Here is a 23,412-nt window from a genome sequence, read left to right as displayed (position 1 = left end):
ATTACATGTTTTTAAAATAATTATGTATTCTATTGAAAACCCCTTAATATAGAATTATTTTTCAAAAATATTCAGGATGCTTGGCAAAAAGGCATTTTGGTATGTCCTGCAACATTCCTCCATTAGCATTTATTCCAAAAAATCTATTATCTCCTGTATGATTTCATCTTGATCCCGGCCTAATGTCATCAAATGTTTAGCGTTTTTAAAGCCCCTCTTCTGCTTAGTGGAAGAGTGAACATGTTGATAAATCGTTTCAGCGCTTTGTGCATACGATGCATCGTCGCGTTCACCGTAGTAGATAGCGATAGGAACGGTAATTCTATCAAGCTGCTGCATCGTTGCTTGGATAAACTGTTGAAATGCGCTCATAGCATCTAACGCCATGTGGTGAAATGGCTCCATTTCCTGTGAAATTTGAGACGCTGATTTGCCCTCTATCGTTTTATAATTGTAAGCATAATCAATTATTCTTTGTTTTAATTGCGCTGGCTCCTTATCAATTGGTACTGATAAGACAATGATTTGTGATAGCTTTTCGAATTGGGCAAGCTTTAAAGTAAAAATGCCACCGATGGATAAGCCAATGACCGAAATTTTCTGATAGCCTTCATTCAATAAAAATTGGTGGGCATTGACTACATCCTGCCACCAGTCGTCTACCTGATAGTGTAATAACTGTTCTGGGGTATGACCGTGTCCTCGGTATAATGGTGCATAGCAAGTGTAGCCTTGTGCATGTAATGAAGTGGCTACTTTCTTCATATCTCTTGTATGACTTGTAAAAGAATGTAAAAGTAATACGGCATGCTCATTTCCCTGTAAATAAATTTCTTTCGCTGGTAGTATCTTCAGCACACAATCAAGCCCTTTCTCGAATTCGTTTATGCCCCCACAAACAATACTGCCTGTCCTATCGCAATAAAAAAGGCTTCCTCCTGGATGGGACTACTGTCTTCAATTTCTAGCGTAATATCAAAATGCGTCTCACAGAAAGTAGCTTGCCAACGTGCGATAGGCTGCTCATTCACTGTAAATACAGACCAGCCCTCCATTTCTTTGTTGAGCTTGATTTGCTGTTCACCATTTGTAATCAGTAAATCAGGAATCATGATTTGCCAGCCATCATAGGCAATCATATAGTCTTTGCCTGACACCAAATCCTTGCCTCTGAAATGTACGCGCCCACGACGGGATACTTTTTTACACGTAAAAAGTGGTCGACCGTTGCGATCATTGACATCAAAGCGAACAAAATAACGATAGTCCATTGTGCGGTCAAATGCTTTTTTTAGAGCATTGGAATAAACACGTTGAACAGTGGACGATACCTCCCCCGCTTCATTGATAATTTGGATGGCCTCTGTTGACTCGATGGCTGCTGGTTGCTTGTATGTATAAATTTTCACGACTTTCGCTCCTTCAAAACAATAACTTTCTTAAAGCTACCATAAAATAAGCGCCAAATACAAAGGATGTATTTGACGCTCCTATTATTGTATGGGTACTTCTACTGTAAATGGTTGGAACTTCACTTCTTTATAGGCTGATGGATTGAATGGGATATGTGTTTCTTTGCCATCAGCGTCTATTTGAACGCTCCCACCTCCTGATGGAATGGAAACATAAGGCGTAATGATTAATTTTTCAACATGTTGTGCTATTGGATCAAAGGCTTTGTTCCATACTTGTTTCCCCTCCTTCCATACTTAGAGTCTTTTATCCAAGCAAAAGGTTTCACTTTTATTTATTTTTTTGGCCATACAAAAAGTAGACTACTGTATTTTAAGTAGCCTACTACATTTTCCTTTATTGATCTAATTTAAAGGTAATATCTCCGACACCCAATTCCGAATGAACCTCTAGCACAACATCTGCCTTATCATAGGCTTCGTTGACATAGACACCCTGGCCTTTGGATACAAGACCCTCTATATTTGAAGATCCGATGCCCTTCTCTGTCGTTAATTTGACACCAACCTTTGATGGTAAAATAACGGTTGTTTGACCGACGCCCGTTTCAATCGATGTCTTAAAGCTCTTTTTCCAATCGCCACCTAAATTAACCGTTACATCACCGACACCTGCATCAATATCAAGCTTTTCCAGCTGGAGCCCCTGTAAATCTAGGTTTGCAAGGGATGCGCCTGTTTCAACTGTCAAATCCATCGGGATACTGTCATTCAGTTGGATTGCCCAAGTGTTTTTAATATTTGAGATTCCTAGCTTTGTAGAGCCTTTATGCTGAATATCCACTTCTCCCGTATCGCCGTGGACATCATAGTCTACCTGTGGGGCTAGCTTTTTAATATTATAGTCGGCCTTGCCCTCTACCCATTCCTTCGCACCGCTCGATACTGTCAGTTCACCAACACCTAGATCAATGTCTACCTCTAATGCTTTCACTTTATCCTTTTCTACCAAGATGGCTTCCTCTCGCATCTTGTTGTTTGGAATAAAGGAGAAACACCCCGATAAGACCAATACAGATGTACCCATTATGACACCTAAACCAACTAATTTTTTCAACATGATTTCCTCCCACCATATAATCTACCAATAATTTCATTATATAGGAGTCAACCTTTTAAAATACGACCCTGCGCTCGAAATTTATCTAAGACCTAAGACGTAGGGTTCGCTACTGATAAGGGATATCTCCCCCTTCCAGCAATGCCTTTAAATTAGCCAGCGAAGCCTCATAGCCTGGTGAGTTAAAGCTTACAGTTGTCCCCTCGTGCTGTTGTACTAGCGTAATGGCAATCAACGTTTCCGGCACCTCTAAGTAAAAGGAAAACTCCTCATGTTTTTTTACGTGCTGAATCGTGAGCTGCATAGGTAGCTTTTCAGATAGCTGATTATGCGCATTAGGCATTAACGTAAACGTTATCTTTTCACCATCTGCTAGTTGAGGGATATCCCAGGTGGAGCCTGGTGCATACCATTGCGAGAGGAGTTGTTCCTCTGTAATCGCTTGCCACACGCTATCTATTTTCGCATCAATCCAAATCGAACTGGTCATTCACCATTACCACCTTTTTCTATTTTCCATTATTTTACCGAATTTTCAAACGATAGACTACTTTGGGATGTTCGGTATAAATGAAATGCCCCAATGATGATGAACATGGCCATGAAATCCAAGGCTATTTGATGACTTGAGAAAACAGCAACTAAAAAACCATACAACGTTGGTGCTAAGACAATAAAAAATTGATTAATCGTTAAAGCTGCACTCACGGTAAGTCCCACAGCTTGAGGATCAGAATGCTCGGTGACACAGGTAATATATAAGGAATACCAGCCGAGTGCTAAAAAACCAAACACACCACAAAAAATAATCATCAAGCTCTTCCCATGTATGACAAAGGGCAAACAGCCAATCATCATAAATGTGGCAACCATGACAAGCACTAACAATGACGCACGTTTATGAGCGAAATATCGGTCACCCAGCCAAGCAAGCACAATTCTCCCTAGCATGCCTCCTAGCAAAATCAAACTTAAATAGCTCCCTGCCTCTGTTAATGTATAGCCGCCCTCTTGATGTAAATAGCTCATAAAATGAGCAATGATGACCATTTGTAAGGACATCATGACAATGCCGACAAAAAATAGAGGATAGAGCGCTCGATTATGTTGAATAGCCATCATCTTTTCTTTAAAGGAAATAGGATTTGCGGCAACGGTTACGTGCTGTTTTGGTTCATGATACAGCAGTAAAAATAAAAGTCCCCCACCTATCGCCACTAAACCCTGTACCAAATGCACAGTGGACAGATGGTGCTGTTGATATAAATACGTTAGTACAATAGAAGAAAGTGCCCCACCAATGGGGATACCTGTCTGGCGAATACCAATAGCAAGCCCACGATGCTTATCTGGAAACCACTTCACAATAGCGGTACTGCCGCCAGTTTGTGCACTACCATACCAGATACCAACAACTATTAATACGAGTAGCAATGTCGTATAATGGTTCACAGGTATTAACAGGAAGGCTGACAGTCCCAGTATAACGGAGCCCCATCCAATAATCCGCTTTTCTCCTTTTTTATCCATAAGGTAGCCAAATAACAGCATGGAGAAAATCGGCCCTATATTGACGGCTGAAACAATCAGTCCAGTTTGAAAGGACGTTAAGTGCCATTCCATTTGATAAAAAGAGGCAACTGGCCCCATCCCATAGGTGACAAAGGTTGAAGCTGTCTGTGACAGTGTAGCCACTAGTAAAATAACCCATTGATAATATGTATGCATGTTAACCCTCCATCAGGTTGATACCGCTTTATTTATGCAGTATACCTTGTCGCTACCTAGAGTTTACGTTGACTGATAGCATACGTAAAATGGAGGAAAATGATAGCAGCTATCAAAAAATTTAATAGGTGTGTGACGAACAACATGAACATTGAAGACATTGCCTTAAAAATAGAGCTTTTAGAAAGGCAAAACTTAAGTAAATCCGCTGAAATCACCAATTATACACAATCTGCCTTAACTTCAAAGGTAAAAAAAATAGAAAGTGAAATTGGACAGGAGATCTTTAAACGAACACCACAAGGTTTAAAGCTGACGGAGGTAGGTAGCCATTATTTACAATTTTTAAAACAAGTTGCCCAAAACTATGAAAAATTTTTACAAATGATCGGACCTGCTCAAACGAGCCTCCATTTTGGAACTTCTCATACAACCATTAAAATTTATGGTGCATCCATTATGAACGAACTCCAAACGAGTCATAGTCCAATTGATGTCGATTTCACTGTCGAATCAAGTACATCTTTAAATCACAAAGTACATAATGCTGAGCTGGATTGTGCACTGACTAGTAATCCAACTAAACAGTATGCCGATTTAAACTATGATTTAATTGCGTCAGAAACATTTGAGGTCATTTCAAGCCCTTCTCATGTCATCGATTTTGAGCAACGAACGCCAGTAACACTACTCGTCTTAAGTAAAGGCTGTATGTATACACATGCATTGGCACAATGGCTAACAATGAAGCAAGTTCCTTTCACAATGAAAGAAATTAAATCCGTTAGTAGTATTCTTGATTTTTTAGAAATTGAGCATACGATTGCAGTCTTAAATACGAAATTATTGGCACTTTATCATTGCCCTGACCTGCACTTTTATGACATGGATGATCTCAATAAAGTAATTGAAACGGTCTTTATTTATCATGAAAACGACAGCAAGCATTCCTCTATTATGCAATTAAAGCAGGTAATAGAGTCCTTGCTTGAAACGGAATAGTATCGAATACAGCAAGGCTTCGCTAGTCCTTGCTTATTCTATATTAATGAAGGTGTTAGAACGAATAATACGTGGATGCTGTCATTGCTTTTATTGAGGAAACGATGTCGAACATTCGGCGGAATCCGCACAACATCCCCTTCCAATAGCTCATACTCTTCTCCTTCTAGCTCTACATAGCCTTGCCCCCTCATCATCACTGCTATCTCTTCTTTATCATTGTGACAATAATGACTTTCCGTGGTCACTGCGTGTGGATTTAATTCCATCATGAGCATGTCAATTCGAGCTTTCATAAAGTCAGGTGTTAATACATCATAGACAATATGATCCTTGTTTTCTCGATATATTTTTTTGCGGTTGTGCTTGCGTGAAATAAGTGTACTTGTATCGATATCATGAATAAAAAGTGTAAACAATGGTACATGTAAAGCCTTTGCAATTAACTCCAGCACACTTAACGATGGATTCGCTTGTCCACGTTCGATTTGACTAATTAAAGAAGTACTAATGCCTGCGTAATCTGCAAACTCTCTAATGGTCATACCATTTTTCTTCCGATAACTTAGTACGGTTTGTCCTAATTGATGATACTGCATGGCACGACTCCTTTTTATCATAATGTGTATTTTTCTAGTTTTGTGCTGATATTCTAAAAACCCTATTTTATTGAGGAAGACTACACTATAATAGGTTAGGCAATATTATTAATCTTGTTTATTATTATAAACAAATACATAGGAGTTCATCATGTTTTATTACATCTCTTTATTTTTTGCTGTCTTTGCATTATCGACTTCAGCTATTTTTGTCAAGCTTGCCGATGCGCCACCAGCCATTACGGCCTTTTATCGATTATTTTTTGCGCTACTAGTGCTACTCCCCTTTTTATTAGCGCAAAAGGGATTGCGACAGGAAATGACGAGCCTCTCCAAAAAACAGTGGGGACTGGGCATTTTATCAGGATTATTTTTAGCCTGTCACTATGTCTTATGGTTTGAATCATTAAACTACACATCGGTGGCTAGTTCAACAGTCATTGTGACGCTACAACCTTTATTCTCTTTAGTGGGAAGCTATTTTTTATTTAAAGAACGTTTTTCTAAAGGAGCAATTGTTGGCTGTTGCGTAGCCATTATCGGTTGTTTCATCATCGGCTGGCAGGATTTCCAGATTAGTGGACAAGCTCTTTATGGCGATATCCTTGCCTTTATAGCGGCAGGTATTATTACGGCCTACTTTTTTATCGGACAATCTGTTCGCAAGGATTTATCACTTGTTCCTTATTCGATCATTGGCTATGGAAGCAGCTCCATCTTCTTAGCGGTATACGCCCTCTTTATGCAGGAATCGTTCTTCGACTATTCAGCATCCACTTGGTGGTCTCTTGTAGGATTAGCCGTTATTGCAACGATTTTTGGGCAAACCATTTTTAATTGGCTATTGAAATGGTTAAGTACAACCGTTATCTCGATGAGCATTTTAGGCGAAACGATCGGTACATGTATATTAGCTTATTTTATTTTAGATGAGATGATTTCTATTCAACAAGGGATCGGCATTATCGTCATTTTACTAGGACTTGCGCTCTTTTTACTGCAACAACGAAAATCTCATTAAGACAAAACAACGGCAAAGGCTGCCGTTGTTTTGTTATTGCAGGGACTTTTGGGCAAAGCCAAAGGAAGTCCCCGTGTCGTTTGATTGTAATGAAACGTCGATGTTCAATGTTTTGGCAATGTCCTGTATAATTTTGAGCCCAAGTCCTGCATAATCGGCATCAGGCTTGAAGCCAACTCCATCATCACACATGAACACTTGACCATTGTTTATTGAAACCTCTAGCTGCGTTGCTTGGGCATGCTTTAATGTATTTTGGAAGACATTATCAAATAAACGTTGTAGCCATAATTCATTGCTAATCCAAATAGCATGTGGGTCATCATGGTGAAAATGCAGGGCTATGTTTTGCATGCGATATAAATAACGCCACTTCTTCATCATCGTTTCTAGTAGCTGTGCAAGCTGGATTTCCTCCTGGACAACAAAGGAATTTTCACTTGTATCAAAGGCTTGTAACTGAAATGCATTTGTTAAATTCGTTATATAGTGGATTTGTGCATTTAAGGATTCCACCAATTTCGGCTGCCCTTGTAATTGATCTTCTAGAAAAAATAACTGTAAACGTATGGCCGTCAAGGGCGTATGGATGTCATGTCGTAACTTTTGCAACAGCTCTTTTTGGAGCTCCTGCTGCTGCGCTAACTCTAATTCTCGGTAAGTCGTCCGCTCAATTAAGAGATTGACAGACTGCATAAGCTGTCCTATTTCATCCTCACTACTAACTGTTAACGTATTTGGTATCCGCTCATTACTAGCTAATTCCCGTATCGTTTTATTGAGCATCGTGATTTTTGACAATAAAGAATGGATAGTTGTTGAGAATAATAATGCTAACAGTCCTAATGACAGCACAAACGCTACGAGCATAATAGGATAGGCAAAGGATTCATGAAACGGAATGCCTTCATTTTTCAATTTAAAGACCTTGTCATAAACAACAGCTATAGCCACACTAATGCTTAATAACACAATTGGTACACTAGCAATCGCCAAAAATAATAAAGTACGGTATTTCGTTTTTAAGGTCATTTTTTGATGTAGGTATTCAAACGATACCCTTCTCCATAAATATTTTGCACAATGCTGCCTGCTGGATCATGTAGCTTTGCTCGAATCTTTTTAATATGGACATTGAGAATATTATGATTGCGTTCATCCAGTGGCCAAAGATAGTCGAAAAAATGATCCTTTGTTAACACTCTGTCTCGATTGTCAAATAAATAAAAGAACATTTTCCGCTCTATCGCTGTCAATGCAATTTCATCATGAAGATTTTGATTAAACACTTTACGCCGCTCCCCATCAATAAATAAATGCTGGATTTGCGTCAATATACCATATTGCTGGCTCAACATTTTTTGCATCCTAAGCAAAAGCTCACGCGGGTCAAATGGCTTTGTCAAATAATCCTCCCCGACCGTTAAGCCCTCTAGCTTACTATCAATATCATTTCGTGCCGATAGAAAAATAATGGGGATATTTAAGCCTAATCGTTTAATATTTTTGCTTAATTGATAGCCATCCTCTCCTGGCAGCATAATATCCATAATGACTAAATCCACTTGCTGAATGAGTGACATAATGTCTCGACCATCTGTTTTCCAAATCGCTTCATAGCCTTCTCGCTGAAGTATTTTTTGTAGCAAATCCCCAATCATTTGATCGTCTTCTACAATTAAAATGGTAAATCCTTTCATATTATCGACCTTTCTTATCAGCATTCGTTTTCATAAATATCATGGCTAGTTGATAGATTTCATCGGGTTGATAAAGATAAATACTATGTGTGCCACTGACCTCTTCCACCTGTGCATAGGTGAATTGCTGTGCAAAGTCTGCATAATCCTGCCTTTTCTGCTTCGTATATTGCGAATCTTTATTGTCCTCTGCAATGGCATCAATCAGCAAGATTGGCGTGTTTTGCGGCTTTGGAAGCTGTTCTGATTGTAAACTATTTTCATAGACCTGTAACAGCTCATTTTTCATATCCTTATTAAAAAACTGTCTAAAGGACAATGCCTGATACATTTTCTTTTCCTCTGCTGTTAAAAAGGACATTTTCAATACTTGCGGATTATAGACCTGTGATGGCAGAAGTCGGTGTAAACCCATTCTAGTTGCTAGACTCATTCCCTTCACCATCCATCTATCGACGGTTCCCATTGGATGCTTTACATATTGACTAGGTAAACCAATGTCCAGCGCGATGATTCCCTTTACTTCTTCGGGGTATTTTTGTGCCCAGTAAATGGCTTCTAGCCCTGAAATGGAATGTGGTACGAGTATATAAGGAGGCTGAAGACCACTTTGTATCAGAGCCTCTCGTGTTTGCGCTAGGATTGTCTCAATGTCTCTTGCATCATGGGCTACATCACTATAACCATAGCCAGCTCGATCCACTACGGCTATTTGATGGTGCTGTGAAAACTTACGGTACAGCCCCTTTAACTCATACACTGGGGCTGCAATACCTGAGCCTGCCATAAATACATACGTGTCCTCGCCAACTCCCTCCTGATAGACATTAATTTGATGACCGTCGACGTCTACTAGTGTGCCATTATTTTGTAAAATAGCAGATTCCTTCTGTACTAAATGATAATGGTAGATCCAAACGACCACCATTCCAAGCATGATTAATGCTCCTATGTATACCAATAATTTCTTTATTTTCTTCATACGTAGCTCCTCTCCGTTCATACTTGCAAGGATACACATTAAAAATAAATTTCTAATTAATTTTTGGAGAAAAATTATAGTTGCATACTTCCTAAAATGACTCAGCCATCTGACCCCGATTGAATATCGGCACCAGATGGCTGCATAGCTTTGAACGATTCATTTTATTCCAATAGTAAAATCATTAGTAGTATAATAGGACACTGTTAAAGCATTTGGACTAGCTATCTCTAAATATCATCTGTTTACTTTTTTTAACTTCTCTGTAATATCTAGTATTACTGCTCTTACCACTTCCTTTTATTTAAATACAATGAAGGCCGCAATAATGTTACACCCTCTTTTTTGTTAGTATTTTTAGACGTATCCTGTATATATACGTTGCAAATGATTTAGCCAAGGCATTAAATTGAGACCATTTGCAATATACGTTTCGTGATTCCATAAAAAAACTGCCTACATTGAGATAGGCAGTTTTCTTAGTATTAAGCATCTGGATAGTTTTTTTGTACAAAGTCGATGGTTTGTTGTATAAGGGCTTTTAGGATGTCTTCATCCACATCCGCAAGCTTATTAATATACACGCAGGCTTTCCCTGTTGTGTGCTTGCCAAAGTGCTGTAATAGCTGCTCTCGCTCATCACCTGGGGCAAAATACAGGCTAATTTTTGCTTTGCGTGGGGAATAGCCAACACGGGGTGCATCCCCTTCATGGCCTGTTTTGTATTTGTAATGATAGCTACCAAAGCCGATAATACTCGGTCCCCACATTTTGGCTTCATAGCCTGTGACCTCTGTAAAAATGTCCAATAACCGAAAGGCGTCTTCTCGTTTTTGTGGATGGTCCACATTTTCAATAAATTCAATGACACTTGCATCTGTTTCTTTCATTTTTAATTCATACATGTCTATCCCTCGCTTTCTGGAAGATGTACCTTTATTATTCCCTATTCTACCTGCTCTAACAATAATTTTTGCTGGAGATGACGATAAATGCCCTGCTGCTGCATTAACGTTTGGTGATTACCTTGCTCGACAATTTCCCCCTGTTGAATGACGAGAATTTGATCGGCATTCTCGATTGTTTTTAAACGATGGGCTATGACAAAGCTTGTGCGTCCCTGCATCAAATGCTGTAAGCCTTTTTGAATATCGACCTCTGTTTGCGTATCCACACTCGATGTCGCTTCGTCCAAAATTAAAATATCAGCATTCTCTAAAATAGCACGAGCAATGGCGATGAGCTGGCGTTGTCCCTGACTTAAATTAGCGCCACCTGCCTGCACAGGTGTATCGTATTGGGCTGGTAAATATTTAATAAAGTGATGGGCATTCGCAATTTTCGCCGCTTCCACGACCTCTTCATCTGTGGCATCTAGCTTCCCAAAGCGAATGTTTTCACGAATGGTGCCAGAGAACAAATACGTGTCCTGTAAAACTACGCCTACTCTTTGGCGAATGGTCGCCATTTGATAGTGTTCGATATTGTGCCCATCAATCAAAATTTCCCCTTGATCCACGTCATAGAAACGCGTCAGTAAATTAATAATCGTCGTTTTCCCTGAGCCTGTTGGACCAACAAGAGCGATGGTCTCTCCTGCCTTGGCATGGAAGTGAATATTTTTTAACACAGGCTTATTTGGCTCATAGCTAAAAGATACTTGCTGGAAAATAACATCCCCTTTGAGCGATGCTGCCTCGATGGCATGAGGCTGATCTACTACCTCGGATGGTTCATCTAGAATCTCAAACACACGCTCTGCACCAGCAATGGCCGACTGAAAGGTATTTAACAGATTCGATAACTGATTAAGCGGACGGAAAAATTGCCGTGTATACGTCACGAAGGCGGCAATGATCCCAACTGTAATGATGCTCTTCACGGCTAAAAAGGCACCCGTTCCGATAACGACGGCTAAGCCCAAGTTATTCATAAAGTTATTAATCGGTCCTAATAAGCCAGAGGTAATTTCTGCACGTTGGGCGGAGTTTCGCAGATTTTCGTTTTGCTGATGAAACGTATCAATCGTTTGCTGCTCCTTCCCAAAAAGCGTGAGGACCTCCGCACCCGTAATCATTTCCTCAATATAGCCGTTCAGCCTGCCAAGATCCCGTTGCCTTGCTGCATAATTTTTACTACTGCGCTTAATAATTTGCTTGGTCGTGAACACAATAAGCGGAATAATAATCAATGTCACAATGGCTAACTGCCAGCTCAATGTGAACATCGCAATACTGACACCAATGACAGTTAAAATAGATGACACGATTTGCGTCACACTTTGTGCAAGAGCAGTATTTAAATTATCAATATCATTTGTGACACGGCTCATTAAATCACCAAGTGCACGCTGATCAAAAAATCGTAATGTGAGCGTTTGAAGCTTATGAAACAGTTCCAGCCGCAATGTCCGAATTGTTTTCATCGCCACATGAATCATGACATAGGTTTGCAGCCATGTCAGAATAGATGCTACTGTAAAAATAACAGCTAAGACGATACCTAAACGGATCGTGCCGTCGATATCCTTTTTCATAATATAATCATCAATAATATGCCCAATCAAATAGGGCCCTGCTAGACTTAAAAAGGTAGAAGCAACGACAAAAAAGATGGCTAAAAACATCCCTACTTTTTGCTGTTTGACATAATGCCATATTCGGAACAGTGTTGCTCTTTGATTCTTCGCCTTCTCAGATGGCCCTCCGATACGTGGGCCACGTCCAAAATTCATTTGCTTTGGTTGATTTTGACTCATTCCTGTTCACCAACCTTTTGCTGCGACGCATAAATGGCTTGATAATGCGTATTGGCTTGTAGTAACTGCTGATGGGTTCCTTGCCCAACAATATCGCCATCCTCTAAGACCAAAATCATATCAGCCTGCTGTATCGAGGCAATTTTCGACGCTACGATCAATGTCGTTGTGTCTTGATACTGTGTGGCAATAGCCTGCTGCACATGCTGCTCCGACGCACTATCGAGCGCGGAGGTAGTATCATCTAGCACTAGAATGGCAGGCTTACGAATAAATGCACGACTTAAAGCAAGGCGCTGCTTTTGCCCGCCCGATAAATTTGTAGCTCCCTGTGACAATTCATGGGCTAAGCCTTTATCAAGTCGCTCCACAAATTCACTCGCACAGGCTGCCTCTATTGCCTGTTGTATTTCCTCGGCTGTCGCTTCATCCTTGCCGAGTCGAATATTTTCTTCAATCGTTCCAGAAAACAATAACGCTTTTTGGGAGGTAAAGCCGATATGCGTACGTAATGTTGCGAGGGCATACGATTTGAGTGGTCTGCCATCTAGGCGAATTTCACCATCTGTTGGATCAAATAAGCGAGGAAGCAGCTTTACTAGCGTTGATTTGCCACTACCTGTTTTTCCAATGATGCCTACCGTTTGCCCAGGCTTTACAGAAAACGAAATTTTTTTGAGGACATCCTCTGCTGTATCATAGTATCGATAGCTCACCTGATCGAAGTCAATCGCACCTTGTATGGATGCAGAAATCGCCTGTTCCGATTCCTTCACCGCAATGTCTTTATTTAAAATATCCACAATCCGTTCGCCTGAAGGCAATGCTCGTGCAATTTGCATTAGCACCATACTAGAAGACATTAAGCCATTTAAAATAATCGTTAAATAGTTGATAAACGCCAGAATGACCCCAACTTTCAAAGTACCCGCCTCTACCTTAATGGCCCCAAGCCAAAGTGCAGCTACAATGCCCAGATTGACAATAAACATCGTAAAGGGCACAAGTACCCCTACGATTTGCTCTGCAGTGATGAAACGCTTTGTCAGCGCCTCATTTAATTCTCCAAATTGTGCCACCTGCTGTGTCTCACGACGAAACGCTTTGACCACACGAATACCCGCCAAATTTTCCTGTAGCTTCGTATTGACCCCATCAATCGCCTCCTGAACACGACGATACAGCACACCTGAATACTTCGTAAAAAAATACATGGCGATCATCAACAATGGCACGATAATGAGAAGGATGGAAAAAAGCTCACGCGCTGTCACAAACACGATAATCACTGCTCCGATAAAAAGCAACGGCCCACGCACAAAAATACGTAGCGTCATCATAAACGCGCGCTGAATACTTTCCACATCACTTGTTAAAATCGTAATCAGCTTCCCTGTCGTAAACGCATCCCGCTCCTTGGCTGAATACGTCATCATCTTCTCATAAAGAGCCTGTCGAACATCCGATGCAAAATGAATCGCAGCCTTCGAGCTGTAGTACGAGCAACCGACTCCACCAATAAGCCCCAGCACTGCGCTACCAAGCATCCAGACAAACATAGTCAATACATAACGATTATCCCCATTGACAATCCCTGTATCAATCATATGCTGCATGATGGTTGGCTGAATTAAATCCATCGTCACCTCTAGCACCATCAATAACGGCGCAATCAAAGTGAAAAATTTATAAGGCCCCAAATACTGCCCTAACTGTTTAACTACCTGCATACATTCGTCTCCGTTCTATTTAAATCCCATTCCTTCCTCATTATAACTAAAAATCATTCCCATTTGGCAATAATTTTTCGGGTCTCGTAATATTTACAACCCTATCAATCATTTAAGTTAGGTGCTATCTAGCATATTTTTAGCCAGTTAATATTCAGTTCATTGATGTCATGTATGATCTGTTTGTAGATATAAGGGGAAATTCCATGGGAGCATCACTAGCAACGAATGTCGAGTGGGCAATTGAAGCCACTGGTTTGGTTAAGCTTTTTGGAAATAATCGTGCTGTTGATGGTGTCGATTTGAACGTTCGTGCTGGAAGCATCTACGGTGTGTAGTGATGGTGGCAATCTTGGCACCTCTCACACTACGTGCTTATATGCGCAGGACATAAACCTTGAAAATAAAAGCTTTGTAAAAAACAAGGGAACGCCCGGATGTGGACGTTCCCATTGTTATGCCAATAAAGCTGCGTTTTCCTGGCCATGCTCCTTGCATTTACTTAGGATGACCATTGCTCGAAGCAAGCCCTGTTACAGTGTAGTGATGTGTAGTTTTTCGAAGTTTTGCAGGAAAAGCTTTTGTGCCTGTTGCTCTTTATTAGGATCAATGCCTAGCAAAATGACCGTGCAGGGCCCTGCGGATTTTGTACAATCAATAGAACTTTCAACACGCTGCCCCCTAAATAGACGGGCGAATTCTCCTTGCAGCCCCTTTGATCCAACGGGCCATACTTGCTGAACCATTTCCGCTCGCCATGCCTGAAAAATTGGCTGCAACTGTGCAACATCTTCAGGCTGCGCCAACACTTCCTCGCCCACAAGTGGCAAGCCATAGGTGTACCAGCTAAGCTGTTCATGGTCAAATGCACAGCGCTGTTGGCTCTCCCCTAGCATCGTAATAGCTAAACCTGACTGCAGTGTGGGCATATTGGATTCTGTACTACCTGCAATGGCTGGACATGTAAGACCCGCCTCTTCAAACACTTGCTGAATGCCTTTCTCATAGCGTGACCATGCGGCATCACCAGAAAAATTAGCAAGCAGTATTTGGATGGGCAATGCCTGCGCGGCAAGCTGCTCTAAAAACGATACACGTGCCGTCATATAGGCTGTCAATTGATCGGATGCAGACACAATATCCTGAGGTTTTTCCCCAATGGCTGCCGCATTATCCATTGTCGCAACCAACGAACCTACTTTCATCGCATTTCTCACTGTACACGACCTTCCTTACGCACAAAAACCTTTGACAAAACGGGCATAACCACAGCGACAATCACTAAATTGATTACCGTTGCCATCAGAATACTCCCTAACGCTCCCCAGAAAAATGCTGGGCTAATAATAAAATAAAACGGAAGTGGCGCCACAATGCCGTTTAATACTAGGGCAACGGGCCATTTCCAAAAATGCATGCCTTTTTTATGCATCACACCAAAGATCCAGACAACCATCAACATTTCTACGGCAATTAGTAGATGTAGAGGACCTAGTGGAAATCCAGCCGTGAGCGCTGTAATAAAATGACCGATCAGCCCAGCGACACCTGCTAGTAGCGGTGATAAAAAGACAACCCCTAAAAAGGCTGGAGCCGAGTCTAGAGCCGCCGTTGAAATAAATGTTGGCACTTTAATCATTGCCCCTACAGCACAAATGGCCGCTACCATTGCCATCAATATCCATTTCCTTAATCTTTGTCGTTCCATGCCTTCTCCTCTTTTCTATCTGAGTGTTTACCTTATTTCAGCTGTTCAGCCAATCCATACCAAATTCGTACAACTTGCTCTGCTTCCTTGAACAAAGCTTGGTATAAACGACCACATGAATCTCTTAGTAGACGTGCTTGCTTTTCCATCGGCACAACACCACGCCCCATATCCGTGACAATGAGCACTAATCTACATTGTTGTTCCAATGTCTGTACTGTTGCTAGCACCGTTTGAACCACTTGTTCATCTTCCTCCAAATTTTGTGTCACGAGCCATTTTTCTAAATTTTTTATGACGAGGACATCACAGGCTGGTGCCACCTCTGGTAATTCGCCATCAAGCATTACCATCTGATGCTGTTCATACAAACCCTTCACATAGTCGGTTTTGCCGTTATAGGCGCCTCCGATAAAGACATGCATCTTGCTCCCTCCTCCCAAGCCTTTCTTGAAAACGTTAAAACAAATTGTTTGTCATGTGGCACTTGATAGGACCAAAAAGGCTCCTCTGTTGGGGCAAAAGCAACGAGTAACGCACGAATGACCCCGCCATGAACAACTAAATAATAATGATCCTCATCCTTTGGTAAATGGTTGAAGCCGTCTACAACACGCGTTACAAAATCATCAAACGCTTCGCCTTGTGGTGGGGGCGTGTGAATCGGATCGTCAAGCCATGCACAATAATGGGCATTCATTTTTAACTCCTCATAAGTTTGCCCTTCAAACGCACCAAAGTTTGTCTCACGAAAGCGTGGCTCTGTCTGGTAGCTTGCATTCGGAAAATAATGAGCCGCTGTTTCTCGGCAGCGTAGTAAATCACTGCCATAAACCTTATCGACATTCGCATCTACAACAGCAAGCTCGGTTGTCGCCGCTAATGGTGCGTCCGTCCAACCAAGATAGCGCTTTTCTAAATTTTCTTTCGTTGGTGCATGCCTCATTAAGCACACAGTAACAATGTCACCCATAGCACAACCTCCATCCCTTCAATCGATGCACCTAGTAAATCACCTGATACGCCACCAAAATTACGCAACGTAAATTGGCGAAAAATAAAAAGCGCAATGGCTAAAACGATCACTAATACAATGGGCAGCAGAGAGAACTCAGTAAAGACAAATACAGCCGTCATAGCTAAGAGGAGCGATAACAGCAACCATATTTGCAATAGCTTGGCATTAATATGAGACTTAAAAAAATAGGCAAGACCTTTTTCCTTTGAACAGTGGAGTGACATAAAATAAAAGCTCATACCCACCCTCGTTAGAAATGGCACAAATAACACCATCCATAAAGCGAATTGCTGCTGTACAAATAGCTCATGTAGAATGACAAATTTACCCATTAATAAAAACACGACAGACAATACCCCGAATGCCCCTACACGAGGATCATCTAAAATCTCCAATCGTTTCTCTCGATCTCGATAAGAAAAATAGGCATCGCCCATATCGATAAAGCCATCTAAATGTAAACCACCTGTCCATAAAGCAAATAGCCCTATGACAATAAAAGCTAGCATCACTTCACTGCTTGCGGTCCACTGCGTGAGACTATACAGCACGGCTGCCACCGTCGTCCCCATCAAAGCCCCTATCCACGGTAAGCAAGCGAACATGCCTGTGATGGTGAACCTCGTTAATGGTAACTCTTTATGTACTGGCAAAACCGTAAAAAATTGAAATGCCAATAGCAGGCTATGCCAAAAATTTTTCATCGTCTTGCCCTCTTTCTCGATTTATTTCCACCTCTTCACAATACCGTCATTCATCTCATAGGCCTCCTGTGCCATTGCAACGAACCATTGATGGAATTGTCCGAGTGTTCGTCGGTATAATTCTACTTCATCACTATTATAAGGTGGCTCATCAAACAGTTCATTGGAGACAACAAAAAAAGTCATGTTCTTCTTTAGTAGTGACTGAATAGCCTGTTTAACAATCTGTAGCTTATTTTCTAAACACCCAGGCCGTTGTACACACGGTGTCCCACTGTCATAGCCTTCATAAAAAGCATTGGTGAGCCAAGTTGTGACGCAATCCCACAGCACCACATCCCCATCTTGAAGTGTCTCAAACACCTCTGCTATCGCATATGGGGCCTCCACCGTCAGCCATTGGATAGGCTGTGCCTGTCGATCTGCCTGATGACGATGAATCCGCTTCTCCATTTCACGATCTACAGCAAGACCAGAAGCCAAATATATCAAACGTTTTGCAGTACTAAACTGCGTTTGATATTGCTGCATCGCTGCTTGCTCAGCAAAATGAGATTTACCACTACGCACACCACCTGTAATAAAAATGAGTGGCATTTTCAGGCACCTCCTATTGTAAATGATGCAAATTACCGATATCTTGGACAAGCCATTGTTGAGCTTGTCGTTCAATCACTGTCACACTCGTCCCATGAATATATGGCGCTGTCCACAGCTCACTAATGCTACGCTGTAAAATAGCGTTGATAATACATTTAATGGTGACGGCATGAGAGACAATAAGGATTGATTCATCCCGATATTGGGCTGCTATTTTTTTGAGTGTAAACATCGCTCTTTCTGTCACAGCGCCGAAGCTTTCGGTATGAGTAGCAACAAACTGTGCTGGATAGTTTGTATATAGCTCATAATCCAGCTTATTCGTCGCCATTATCTCCTCAATGGTATGACCTTGCCATTCCCCTAAATAGATTTCTCGTAAATCATCTTCATAGACAATAGGCAGCTGGCGATTAGCTGTGAGAATAGCCATCGTCTCCCTCGCACGACCACTTGAGCTACAATAAGCAGCAGCAAAAGGGATCTGTTGCAGTTGCTTGTGTAGCCGTTCAGCCGCTGCTCTACCGTTTTCTGTTAATGGTGAATCCAGCCACCCCTGTAGTCGTTGCTCTTGATTCCATTGTGTTTCCCCATGTCTTACTAGATAAAAAGTTGTCACTTTTCTCTCCCCTTATTTGCGCTAAACCAAGCTTGCAGACAATTATGTAAAGAAGTCATGGCCGCAATATCTTTTATTCCAATACGGAACCATTCACCCTGTAAACCTTGAAAATTTTTCGTATGACGCAGAACAATACCTTGTGCTAGACAATAGGTGAAAAAGGTATCTGCCTGCTGTGTTTTTGGTAGTGAGAAGCACACATAATTGGTAACGCTATTGGTTACTTGACAGCCATTTTCTTGTAAATAACGATGCAGCCATTCTCTTTGCGCTGTCGCATAGCTAATGGCTTGCTGACAATAATGCTGTTCATCTAAACAGCTCGCACCAATAACAAGCGCAAAGGCATTTAAATTCCAATGAGGCAGCATGTCCTTTAAAGTGCTCACAATGGAAGCATGTGCAACTAAATAACCTAGACGTAAACCTGGAATCGCATACATTTTAGTCATCGAACGTACGACAATGACATGCGGTTGTTGTGTACTATTATGAATTAGCGAATACGCCTCATCTACCCAATCCATAAAGGCTTCATCAATGACAAGCTCACAGTTAACGGCAGCTCCATGCTCTATTAAGGCAAGTAAATCTTCTTTTTTCGGCAGGACGCCCGTCGGATTATTAGGTGTACAAATATAAACTGCGTCTGCCTCCATCATTTCATGCTGTAGCTGCTCCATAGGTAATGTGTACTCGATGAAGTCTGTCACCAAAACGGGCATAATATCAGCACCCACTGCACGCAATGTTCGCTCATATTCAGAAAAAGTCGGATGCACAATGATGACACGCTTTTTCGCATAGCGTCTTGCTAGCACACTAAAAAGCTCTGATGCCCCGTTACCTAATAGAATCGTATCCTTTGCCACTTGATGAAAAGCTGCAACCTTCGTTAAAAAGGGCTCTCCATCAGGATCTGGATAACGTTGAATTAGCGGATAAAATGTACGCCACCGTGCCTCCACAAAGGATGGCGGTCCCGCGGCATTCACATTTTCACTAAAATCATACACTACTTCAGGCATAGTTAAGCCTAATTGCTGATACACATTATGCGGATTTGCTCCGTGATTAGGTAATGGCATAGATGAACACCTCCACTGCTAGCATGACAAGCGTAAAGAGAACTGTGGCAATACGCATATGAAGAATAGATGTAGCAATATGCTCCTTTGTTAAAGGAACTAATTTTTCTCCCATAATTGCTCGATGAGAGACAACTCCCTTATATGTATTTTTTCCACCGAGCTGTACACCGAGCTGCACAGCCGTCGCTGCCTCTAAATAGCCACTGTTTGGGCTTGGATGCTTTTTCGCATCCTGTGCCCATCGCTTTAAACGCTTGCCAAGCGAATAATTTGTTTCATTTTTTGTGCCAAGCACAATTAGCAAGCCTGTAATACGACTTGGAATAAAATTTAGCACATCATCAAGCTTGGCAGAGAACATGCCAAAGTCTTTGTATTTTTCATTTTTATAGCCGACCATCGAATCTAATGTATTGACAGCCTTATAGCCCCATAACCCAATTGCCCCAAATAAAAAGGCATAAAAGAGCGGTGCTGTCACGCCATCGCTTGTATTCTCAGAAACCGTTTCTACCACACCACGCACAATTTCATCTTCATCCAGCTTCTCGGTATCACGTCCAACAATCCACGACAGCTTGACACGCGCTTCCGCAAAATCACCTTTGACAAGCGGCTCATAGACAGCCATTGCCGCCTCCTTCAAGCTACGCTGTGCCAGTCCAATCCCAATGAGAAGCCCTTCTACTAGAATGCCAAAAATGATACTTACCTGATAACTAAGGAGCAGAATCAATGTCACTATAAACATGGTCGTCCCAACAACAGCAAGTGCCATCACCATCCCACGCATCTTTCGCCATTTGCCCTTATTCCATAGAGCTGTTTGCGATTGAATCAAATGTCCAATCCAGCGTACAGGATGGGGAAGCTTTGGAGGGTCTCCTACTACTAAATCGAAAACGAGCCCTATGATACAGGCAATTACGATAGCAATCATCAAGCTCTCTCCTCTTTATCTTTTTTGTATTTCCTTACAGCCTCACGCATCGTTTCATAGACGCCATAGCCAATGACCTTGCCGAGCATCGTAATGGGGCCTGCATACTGATGGTAGTCCCCCTCTTCTGTGGAGGCAATTAGCAAGCTATCGGTAGAAGTACCTGTAGCCTGCGTACCTGTTGTTGGGTCTGTAATAGCTTCATCCACTAACGCCTTCACCTTGGCTTCTGTTGTTGAAATCATTGCCTGAAATAGTGCTTCATCCGATAGCTTTCCGTTGATGAGCACCCATGTATTAATCGTCCCTGCATGATACTGCTCCTCCCGATGAAAAGCACGTGTAATATCGACCGCATTACCTAGCCCCGCAGTAATCATAATGACAAGTTGGATGCCTTCAAATGTAAAGTCGCGAATGGTCGCAAATTGGGCCTGAACGGCCGTCATCATGGCTACAGTGTTGTGGAGCGGAAAGCCCTGTGCCTGCAAAAATTGCTGTAATTCCTGATGGGGTTGCCGTTCATCATAAGTAATGGGTACTGTTCGATTCATGAGATGCGTATAATGTCCAAAGCCTGGATTATGCATGGCGGAGGATACGACCTTCATAGGTGAAGCTGTTTGAAGAGCAACATAATGATCAAATAGTTGAATATGGTCTTTCGTCAGTATAGGCATTTCATCGCCTCCTCGCACGAGATAGTTACGGAACATAAAAAAACAAATTCTTACAAAGAAGAATTTGTACTGTCGATTCTTTATTCAAATTTGAACCTTCTGAACGTATGTACAGAATAACAACTTCATAATACTCAAATTATTTATTTTCTTTGAAATTGTATCATAACTTTGGCTATTGTCACAATTCCAATTTCAAAGCGTTATTGTTGCTTTTGTTTGAGATTTTTAAAGCGGATCACAGAGCCTATAATAATAAAGACCCAGCCAATGCCAATGTAAACAATTTTCATTGTTTTGGTCGATGACGGTAAAATATCCATAATCGTTAAACAGACAAAAAGTATCCCAAGGATGGAGAAAAGCATCCCAATTGTTAAATTCTTCACGAAAAACCCTCCCAACTTATGTACGCCCTCGATTTTACCGTATTCTAAGCAAAAAGAAAACACTAATCCAAGCAAGAAACACTTGGATTAGTGATGATTGTGTCATTTTGCTTTCGCATGAGCAAAAAACTCTTCATATAATGCTTGTAAAATACGGTTTTCATATTCCTGAAGGACCCCAAATACGAGGCTGACTTCAGAAGAACCTTGATTGATCATTTCAATATTTGCGCCAGTTTCTGAAATCGCTGTGGCAGCACGGGCAGCTAAACCTGTATTATGACGCATCCCTTCGCCAACAATCACGATCATCGAAAAACCGTGACGCATTTCTACATACTCAGCATGTAGCTCTTCTTTCACACGACTAATAATACGTGCTTCATTTTCTGGAGTTAGTTGATTTGAACGCATGATGACAGAAATATCGTCTAAGCCAGACGGTGTGTGTTCATAAGAAATATTCTCATCTTCTAAAATTTGGAGCAGCTTTCGTCCAAAGCCTACTTCACGATTCATCAAATATTTAGAAACATATAAAGTTGAAAAGCCACTGTCTGCCGAGATTCCTGTAACGGGACGACCTGTTGCAGGACGGCTTGGTACGATACGAGTACCTGGGGCTAATGGATTATTTGTATTTTTTATGTTAACGGGCACCCCAATCTTGTAGACAGGCATTAACGCTTCATCATGGAACACTGAAAAGCCTGCATATGATAATTCGCGCATTTCGCGATACGTAATTTCTTTAATTTCCACTGGATCATTGACAACTTTCGGATTCGCAGAGAACACACAATCCACATCCGTAAAGTTTTCGTACAGCTCCGCTTCAACGGCTGCTGCTAAAATGGAACCTGTAATATCAGAGCCACCGCGGTCAAATGTTCGCAATACGCCCGCTTTAGTGTAACCGAAGAACCCTGGGAACACAATAATTTCTTTTGTATCTTTTAAAGGGGCTAAATTAGCATACGCTTCGGGTAAAGCAAATGTGCGTTCAGGCAAATCATTGACCACTAAACCTTCTTTTGGACTAATGTAGCGTGCGGGCATACCAATGGCATTAAAGTAAGCTGCTATCAGCTTGGCATTATTATCTTCACCTGCTGCTTTAATACTATCGATGAATAATTCCACGTTCGTTTTGTCACCTTGTACACGTTCACGTAAATCTTCCGCAATTACGTCACAAATGGCATGGTCTAATCCCAAACCATCTGCAATCGCTCGAAAACGATTCACAACAGTTTGCAATTTTTCTTCCGTATTCTCATGTTGTAACGCTGCATTTGCTAATTGTATTAATAGGTCTGTTACTTTTATATCGTCATCAGAACGTTTCCCTGGTGCTGAAACGGCAACAATCTTACGTGCCGGATTAGATTTCACAATGTTTGCCACTTTTTGAATTTGTTCTGCACTTGCTACAGATGTTCCACCAAATTTACACACGATCATATCTATCAAATCCTAACTTTTCAAATTAATTGTATTCCTCCAAAAAACAATTGAATGTACACAGTGTACAAATTATCGTTTCCTACGTCAATACAATTTAAAAAATTCACGCAATTTATCGAGAAATATGGACAATTTTCGTAC

The 23,412-nt window shown here is 41.3% G+C and carries 26 protein-coding genes and 1 pseudogene; 3 read left to right on the top strand and 24 right to left on the bottom strand.

Annotation, left to right across the window (positions count from 1 at the left end; genetic code table 11):
* Positions 1–129: 129 nt before the first annotated feature.
* The 5 genes from AC6BKE_RS17185 to AC6BKE_RS17165 all read right to left on the bottom strand — a co-directional run bounded on the left by AC6BKE_RS17185 (position 130) and on the right by AC6BKE_RS17165 (position 4,260).
* Positions 130–858 carry an alpha/beta hydrolase gene (locus AC6BKE_RS17185; protein WP_231745129.1) on the bottom strand — a complete coding sequence of 243 codons (729 nt, stop codon included), beginning with the start codon at positions 856–858 and terminating at the stop codon, positions 130–132.
* Positions 859–884: 26 nt separating this feature from the next.
* The gene (locus AC6BKE_RS17180; protein WP_036128993.1) at positions 885–1,409 is read right to left on the bottom strand and encodes a tubby C-terminal domain-like protein; all 525 of its coding nucleotides are present in this window, start codon (positions 1,407–1,409) and stop codon (positions 885–887) included.
* Between the two features lie 400 nt (positions 1,410–1,809).
* Complete coding sequence (locus tag AC6BKE_RS17175) at positions 1,810–2,532, bottom strand: toast rack family protein (RefSeq protein ID WP_230594005.1); 723 nt, start codon at positions 2,530–2,532, stop codon at positions 1,810–1,812.
* A gap of 109 nt (positions 2,533–2,641) precedes the next feature.
* Positions 2,642–3,022 carry an SRPBCC family protein gene (locus AC6BKE_RS17170; protein ID WP_342535601.1) on the bottom strand — a complete coding sequence of 127 codons (381 nt, stop codon included), beginning with the start codon at positions 3,020–3,022 and terminating at the stop codon, positions 2,642–2,644.
* Between the two features lie 29 nt (positions 3,023–3,051).
* On the bottom strand, positions 3,052–4,260 hold the full coding sequence (locus AC6BKE_RS17165; RefSeq protein ID WP_036128996.1) for an MFS transporter: 1,209 nt from the start codon (positions 4,258–4,260) through the stop codon (positions 3,052–3,054).
* Positions 4,261–4,404: 144 nt separating this feature from the next.
* On the opposite strand from AC6BKE_RS17165, the gene AC6BKE_RS17160 reads away from it, so the two are divergent.
* On the top strand, positions 4,405–5,262 hold the full coding sequence (locus AC6BKE_RS17160; protein WP_036129007.1) for a LysR family transcriptional regulator: 858 nt from the start codon (positions 4,405–4,407) through the stop codon (positions 5,260–5,262).
* 38 nt (positions 5,263–5,300) lie between these two features.
* On the opposite strand, the gene AC6BKE_RS17155 is transcribed toward AC6BKE_RS17160, so the two are convergent.
* Positions 5,301–5,861, bottom strand: a complete 561-nt coding sequence (locus AC6BKE_RS17155) for an XRE family transcriptional regulator (protein ID WP_036128998.1) — start codon at positions 5,859–5,861, stop codon at positions 5,301–5,303.
* A gap of 151 nt (positions 5,862–6,012) precedes the next feature.
* Between AC6BKE_RS17155 and AC6BKE_RS17150 the strand changes: the two genes are divergently transcribed.
* On the top strand, positions 6,013–6,882 hold the full coding sequence (locus tag AC6BKE_RS17150) for a DMT family transporter (RefSeq protein WP_101966597.1): 870 nt from the start codon (positions 6,013–6,015) through the stop codon (positions 6,880–6,882).
* Positions 6,883–6,915: 33 nt separating this feature from the next.
* On the opposite strand, the gene AC6BKE_RS17145 is transcribed toward AC6BKE_RS17150, so the two are convergent.
* The 6 genes from AC6BKE_RS17145 to AC6BKE_RS17120 all read right to left on the bottom strand — a co-directional run bounded on the left by AC6BKE_RS17145 (position 6,916) and on the right by AC6BKE_RS17120 (position 14,052).
* A complete protein-coding gene (locus tag AC6BKE_RS17145) occupies positions 6,916–7,914 on the bottom strand; it encodes a sensor histidine kinase (protein ID WP_499857403.1) in 999 nt (332 codons plus the stop codon).
* Positions 7,911–8,582 carry a response regulator transcription factor gene (locus AC6BKE_RS17140; protein WP_342535597.1) on the bottom strand — a complete coding sequence of 224 codons (672 nt, stop codon included), beginning with the start codon at positions 8,580–8,582 and terminating at the stop codon, positions 7,911–7,913. The genes AC6BKE_RS17145 and AC6BKE_RS17140 overlap by 4 nt, the downstream gene beginning before the upstream one ends.
* A gap of 1 nt (position 8,583) precedes the next feature.
* Positions 8,584–9,564, bottom strand: coding sequence for an alpha/beta hydrolase (locus AC6BKE_RS17135; RefSeq protein WP_499857401.1), 981 nt, complete (start codon positions 9,562–9,564; stop codon positions 8,584–8,586).
* Between the two features lie 485 nt (positions 9,565–10,049).
* The gene (locus tag AC6BKE_RS17130; RefSeq protein ID WP_036129019.1) at positions 10,050–10,469 is read right to left on the bottom strand and encodes a DUF1801 domain-containing protein; all 420 of its coding nucleotides are present in this window, start codon (positions 10,467–10,469) and stop codon (positions 10,050–10,052) included.
* A gap of 41 nt (positions 10,470–10,510) precedes the next feature.
* Positions 10,511–12,322: an ABC transporter ATP-binding protein gene (locus AC6BKE_RS17125; RefSeq protein WP_058845019.1), complete on the bottom strand. Its 1,812-nt coding sequence runs from the start codon at positions 12,320–12,322 to the stop codon at positions 10,511–10,513.
* Positions 12,319–14,052 carry an ABC transporter ATP-binding protein gene (locus tag AC6BKE_RS17120; RefSeq protein WP_499857398.1) on the bottom strand — a complete coding sequence of 578 codons (1,734 nt, stop codon included), beginning with the start codon at positions 14,050–14,052 and terminating at the stop codon, positions 12,319–12,321. The genes AC6BKE_RS17125 and AC6BKE_RS17120 overlap by 4 nt, the downstream gene beginning before the upstream one ends.
* Before the next feature lie 206 nt (positions 14,053–14,258).
* On the opposite strand from AC6BKE_RS17120, the pseudogene AC6BKE_RS17115 reads away from it, so the two are divergent.
* Positions 14,259–14,387, top strand: a pseudogene (locus AC6BKE_RS17115) (daunorubicin/doxorubicin resistance ABC transporter ATP-binding protein DrrA); the annotation flags it as partial.
* Between the two features lie 198 nt (positions 14,388–14,585).
* Here AC6BKE_RS17115 and AC6BKE_RS17110 read toward each other — a convergent pair.
* The 12 genes from AC6BKE_RS17110 to AC6BKE_RS17055 all read right to left on the bottom strand — a co-directional run bounded on the left by AC6BKE_RS17110 (position 14,586) and on the right by AC6BKE_RS17055 (position 23,268).
* The gene (locus AC6BKE_RS17110; RefSeq protein ID WP_231745128.1) at positions 14,586–15,269 is read right to left on the bottom strand and encodes a hypothetical protein; all 684 of its coding nucleotides are present in this window, start codon (positions 15,267–15,269) and stop codon (positions 14,586–14,588) included.
* A complete protein-coding gene (locus AC6BKE_RS17105) occupies positions 15,266–15,760 on the bottom strand; it encodes an ECF transporter S component (RefSeq protein ID WP_499857394.1) in 495 nt (164 codons plus the stop codon). The genes AC6BKE_RS17110 and AC6BKE_RS17105 overlap by 4 nt, the downstream gene beginning before the upstream one ends.
* 32 nt (positions 15,761–15,792) lie before the next feature.
* On the bottom strand, positions 15,793–16,185 hold the full coding sequence (locus tag AC6BKE_RS17100; protein WP_036129029.1) for a bifunctional adenosylcobinamide kinase/adenosylcobinamide-phosphate guanylyltransferase: 393 nt from the start codon (positions 16,183–16,185) through the stop codon (positions 15,793–15,795).
* Positions 16,137–16,733: a histidine phosphatase family protein gene (locus AC6BKE_RS17095; RefSeq protein WP_089932309.1), complete on the bottom strand. Its 597-nt coding sequence runs from the start codon at positions 16,731–16,733 to the stop codon at positions 16,137–16,139. The genes AC6BKE_RS17100 and AC6BKE_RS17095 overlap by 49 nt, the downstream gene beginning before the upstream one ends.
* Positions 16,706–17,482 (bottom strand): adenosylcobinamide-GDP ribazoletransferase, encoded by a 777-nt coding sequence (gene cobS, locus AC6BKE_RS17090; RefSeq protein ID WP_499857391.1) that lies wholly within the window; start codon positions 17,480–17,482, stop codon positions 16,706–16,708. The genes AC6BKE_RS17095 and cobS overlap by 28 nt, the downstream gene beginning before the upstream one ends.
* A gap of 21 nt (positions 17,483–17,503) precedes the next feature.
* Entirely contained in the window at positions 17,504–18,079 is a 576-nt protein-coding gene (locus tag AC6BKE_RS17085) for a bifunctional adenosylcobinamide kinase/adenosylcobinamide-phosphate guanylyltransferase (RefSeq protein WP_342545087.1), read from the bottom strand.
* A gap of 13 nt (positions 18,080–18,092) precedes the next feature.
* Positions 18,093–18,701, bottom strand: a complete 609-nt coding sequence (locus tag AC6BKE_RS17080) for a histidine phosphatase family protein (protein WP_499857389.1) — start codon at positions 18,699–18,701, stop codon at positions 18,093–18,095.
* Positions 18,698–19,792, bottom strand: a complete 1,095-nt coding sequence (locus tag AC6BKE_RS17075) for a pyridoxal phosphate-dependent aminotransferase (RefSeq protein WP_342545085.1) — start codon at positions 19,790–19,792, stop codon at positions 18,698–18,700. The genes AC6BKE_RS17080 and AC6BKE_RS17075 overlap by 4 nt, the downstream gene beginning before the upstream one ends.
* A complete protein-coding gene (gene cbiB, locus AC6BKE_RS17070) occupies positions 19,779–20,735 on the bottom strand; it encodes an adenosylcobinamide-phosphate synthase CbiB (protein WP_499857387.1) in 957 nt (318 codons plus the stop codon). Before cbiB ends, AC6BKE_RS17075 begins: the two co-directional genes overlap by 14 nt.
* On the bottom strand, positions 20,735–21,415 hold the full coding sequence (locus tag AC6BKE_RS17065; protein WP_249645788.1) for an adenosylcobinamide amidohydrolase: 681 nt from the start codon (positions 21,413–21,415) through the stop codon (positions 20,735–20,737). The genes cbiB and AC6BKE_RS17065 overlap by 1 nt, the downstream gene beginning before the upstream one ends.
* Before the next feature lie 203 nt (positions 21,416–21,618).
* On the bottom strand, positions 21,619–21,804 hold the full coding sequence (locus tag AC6BKE_RS17060; RefSeq protein ID WP_036117327.1) for a hypothetical protein: 186 nt from the start codon (positions 21,802–21,804) through the stop codon (positions 21,619–21,621).
* A gap of 102 nt (positions 21,805–21,906) precedes the next feature.
* Positions 21,907–23,268: an aspartate kinase gene (locus AC6BKE_RS17055; RefSeq protein ID WP_036117325.1), complete on the bottom strand. Its 1,362-nt coding sequence runs from the start codon at positions 23,266–23,268 to the stop codon at positions 21,907–21,909.
* Positions 23,269–23,412: the final 144 nt, after the last annotated feature.

Source organism: Lysinibacillus sp. COL-1, assembly GCF_059814265.1.
The sequence above is the reverse complement of the archived record's forward strand: the minus strand, read 5'-3'. Positions and strand labels throughout refer to the sequence as shown.

Excerpts from the sequence above, each read along its gene's own strand:
- AC6BKE_RS17175 (WP_230594005.1), bottom strand. The coding sequence starts at position 2,532 with ATGTTGAAAAAATTAGTTGGTTTAGGTGTCATAATGGGTACATCTGTA.
- AC6BKE_RS17170 (WP_342535601.1), bottom strand. The coding sequence starts at position 3,022 with ATGACCAGTTCGATTTGGATTGATGCGAAAATAGATAGCGTGTGGCAA.
- AC6BKE_RS17165 (WP_036128996.1), bottom strand. The coding sequence starts at position 4,260 with ATGCATACATATTATCAATGGGTTATTTTACTAGTGGCTACACTGTCA.
- AC6BKE_RS17160 (WP_036129007.1), top strand. The coding sequence starts at position 4,405 with ATGAACATTGAAGACATTGCCTTAAAAATAGAGCTTTTAGAAAGGCAA.
- AC6BKE_RS17155 (WP_036128998.1), bottom strand. The coding sequence starts at position 5,861 with ATGCAGTATCATCAATTAGGACAAACCGTACTAAGTTATCGGAAGAAA.
- AC6BKE_RS17150 (WP_101966597.1), top strand. The coding sequence starts at position 6,013 with ATGTTTTATTACATCTCTTTATTTTTTGCTGTCTTTGCATTATCGACT.
- AC6BKE_RS17145 (WP_499857403.1), bottom strand. The coding sequence starts at position 7,914 with ATGACCTTAAAAACGAAATACCGTACTTTATTATTTTTGGCGATTGCT.
- AC6BKE_RS17140 (WP_342535597.1), bottom strand. The coding sequence starts at position 8,582 with ATGAAAGGATTTACCATTTTAATTGTAGAAGACGATCAAATGATTGGG.
- AC6BKE_RS17135 (WP_499857401.1), bottom strand. The coding sequence starts at position 9,564 with ATGAAGAAAATAAAGAAATTATTGGTATACATAGGAGCATTAATCATG.
- AC6BKE_RS17130 (WP_036129019.1), bottom strand. The coding sequence starts at position 10,469 with ATGTATGAATTAAAAATGAAAGAAACAGATGCAAGTGTCATTGAATTT.
- AC6BKE_RS17125 (WP_058845019.1), bottom strand. The coding sequence starts at position 12,322 with ATGAGTCAAAATCAACCAAAGCAAATGAATTTTGGACGTGGCCCACGT.
- AC6BKE_RS17120 (WP_499857398.1), bottom strand. The coding sequence starts at position 14,052 with ATGCAGGTAGTTAAACAGTTAGGGCAGTATTTGGGGCCTTATAAATTT.
- AC6BKE_RS17105 (WP_499857394.1), bottom strand. The coding sequence starts at position 15,760 with ATGGAACGACAAAGATTAAGGAAATGGATATTGATGGCAATGGTAGCG.
- AC6BKE_RS17100 (WP_036129029.1), bottom strand. The coding sequence starts at position 16,185 with ATGCATGTCTTTATCGGAGGCGCCTATAACGGCAAAACCGACTATGTG.
- AC6BKE_RS17095 (WP_089932309.1), bottom strand. The coding sequence starts at position 16,733 with ATGGGTGACATTGTTACTGTGTGCTTAATGAGGCATGCACCAACGAAA.
- cobS (WP_499857391.1), bottom strand. The coding sequence starts at position 17,482 with ATGAAAAATTTTTGGCATAGCCTGCTATTGGCATTTCAATTTTTTACG.
- AC6BKE_RS17085 (WP_342545087.1), bottom strand. The coding sequence starts at position 18,079 with ATGCCACTCATTTTTATTACAGGTGGTGTGCGTAGTGGTAAATCTCAT.
- AC6BKE_RS17075 (WP_342545085.1), bottom strand. The coding sequence starts at position 19,792 with ATGCCATTACCTAATCACGGAGCAAATCCGCATAATGTGTATCAGCAA.
- cbiB (WP_499857387.1), bottom strand. The coding sequence starts at position 20,735 with ATGATTGCTATCGTAATTGCCTGTATCATAGGGCTCGTTTTCGATTTA.
- AC6BKE_RS17065 (WP_249645788.1), bottom strand. The coding sequence starts at position 21,415 with ATGCCTATACTGACGAAAGACCATATTCAACTATTTGATCATTATGTT.
- AC6BKE_RS17055 (WP_036117325.1), bottom strand. The coding sequence starts at position 23,268 with ATGATCGTGTGTAAATTTGGTGGAACATCTGTAGCAAGTGCAGAACAA.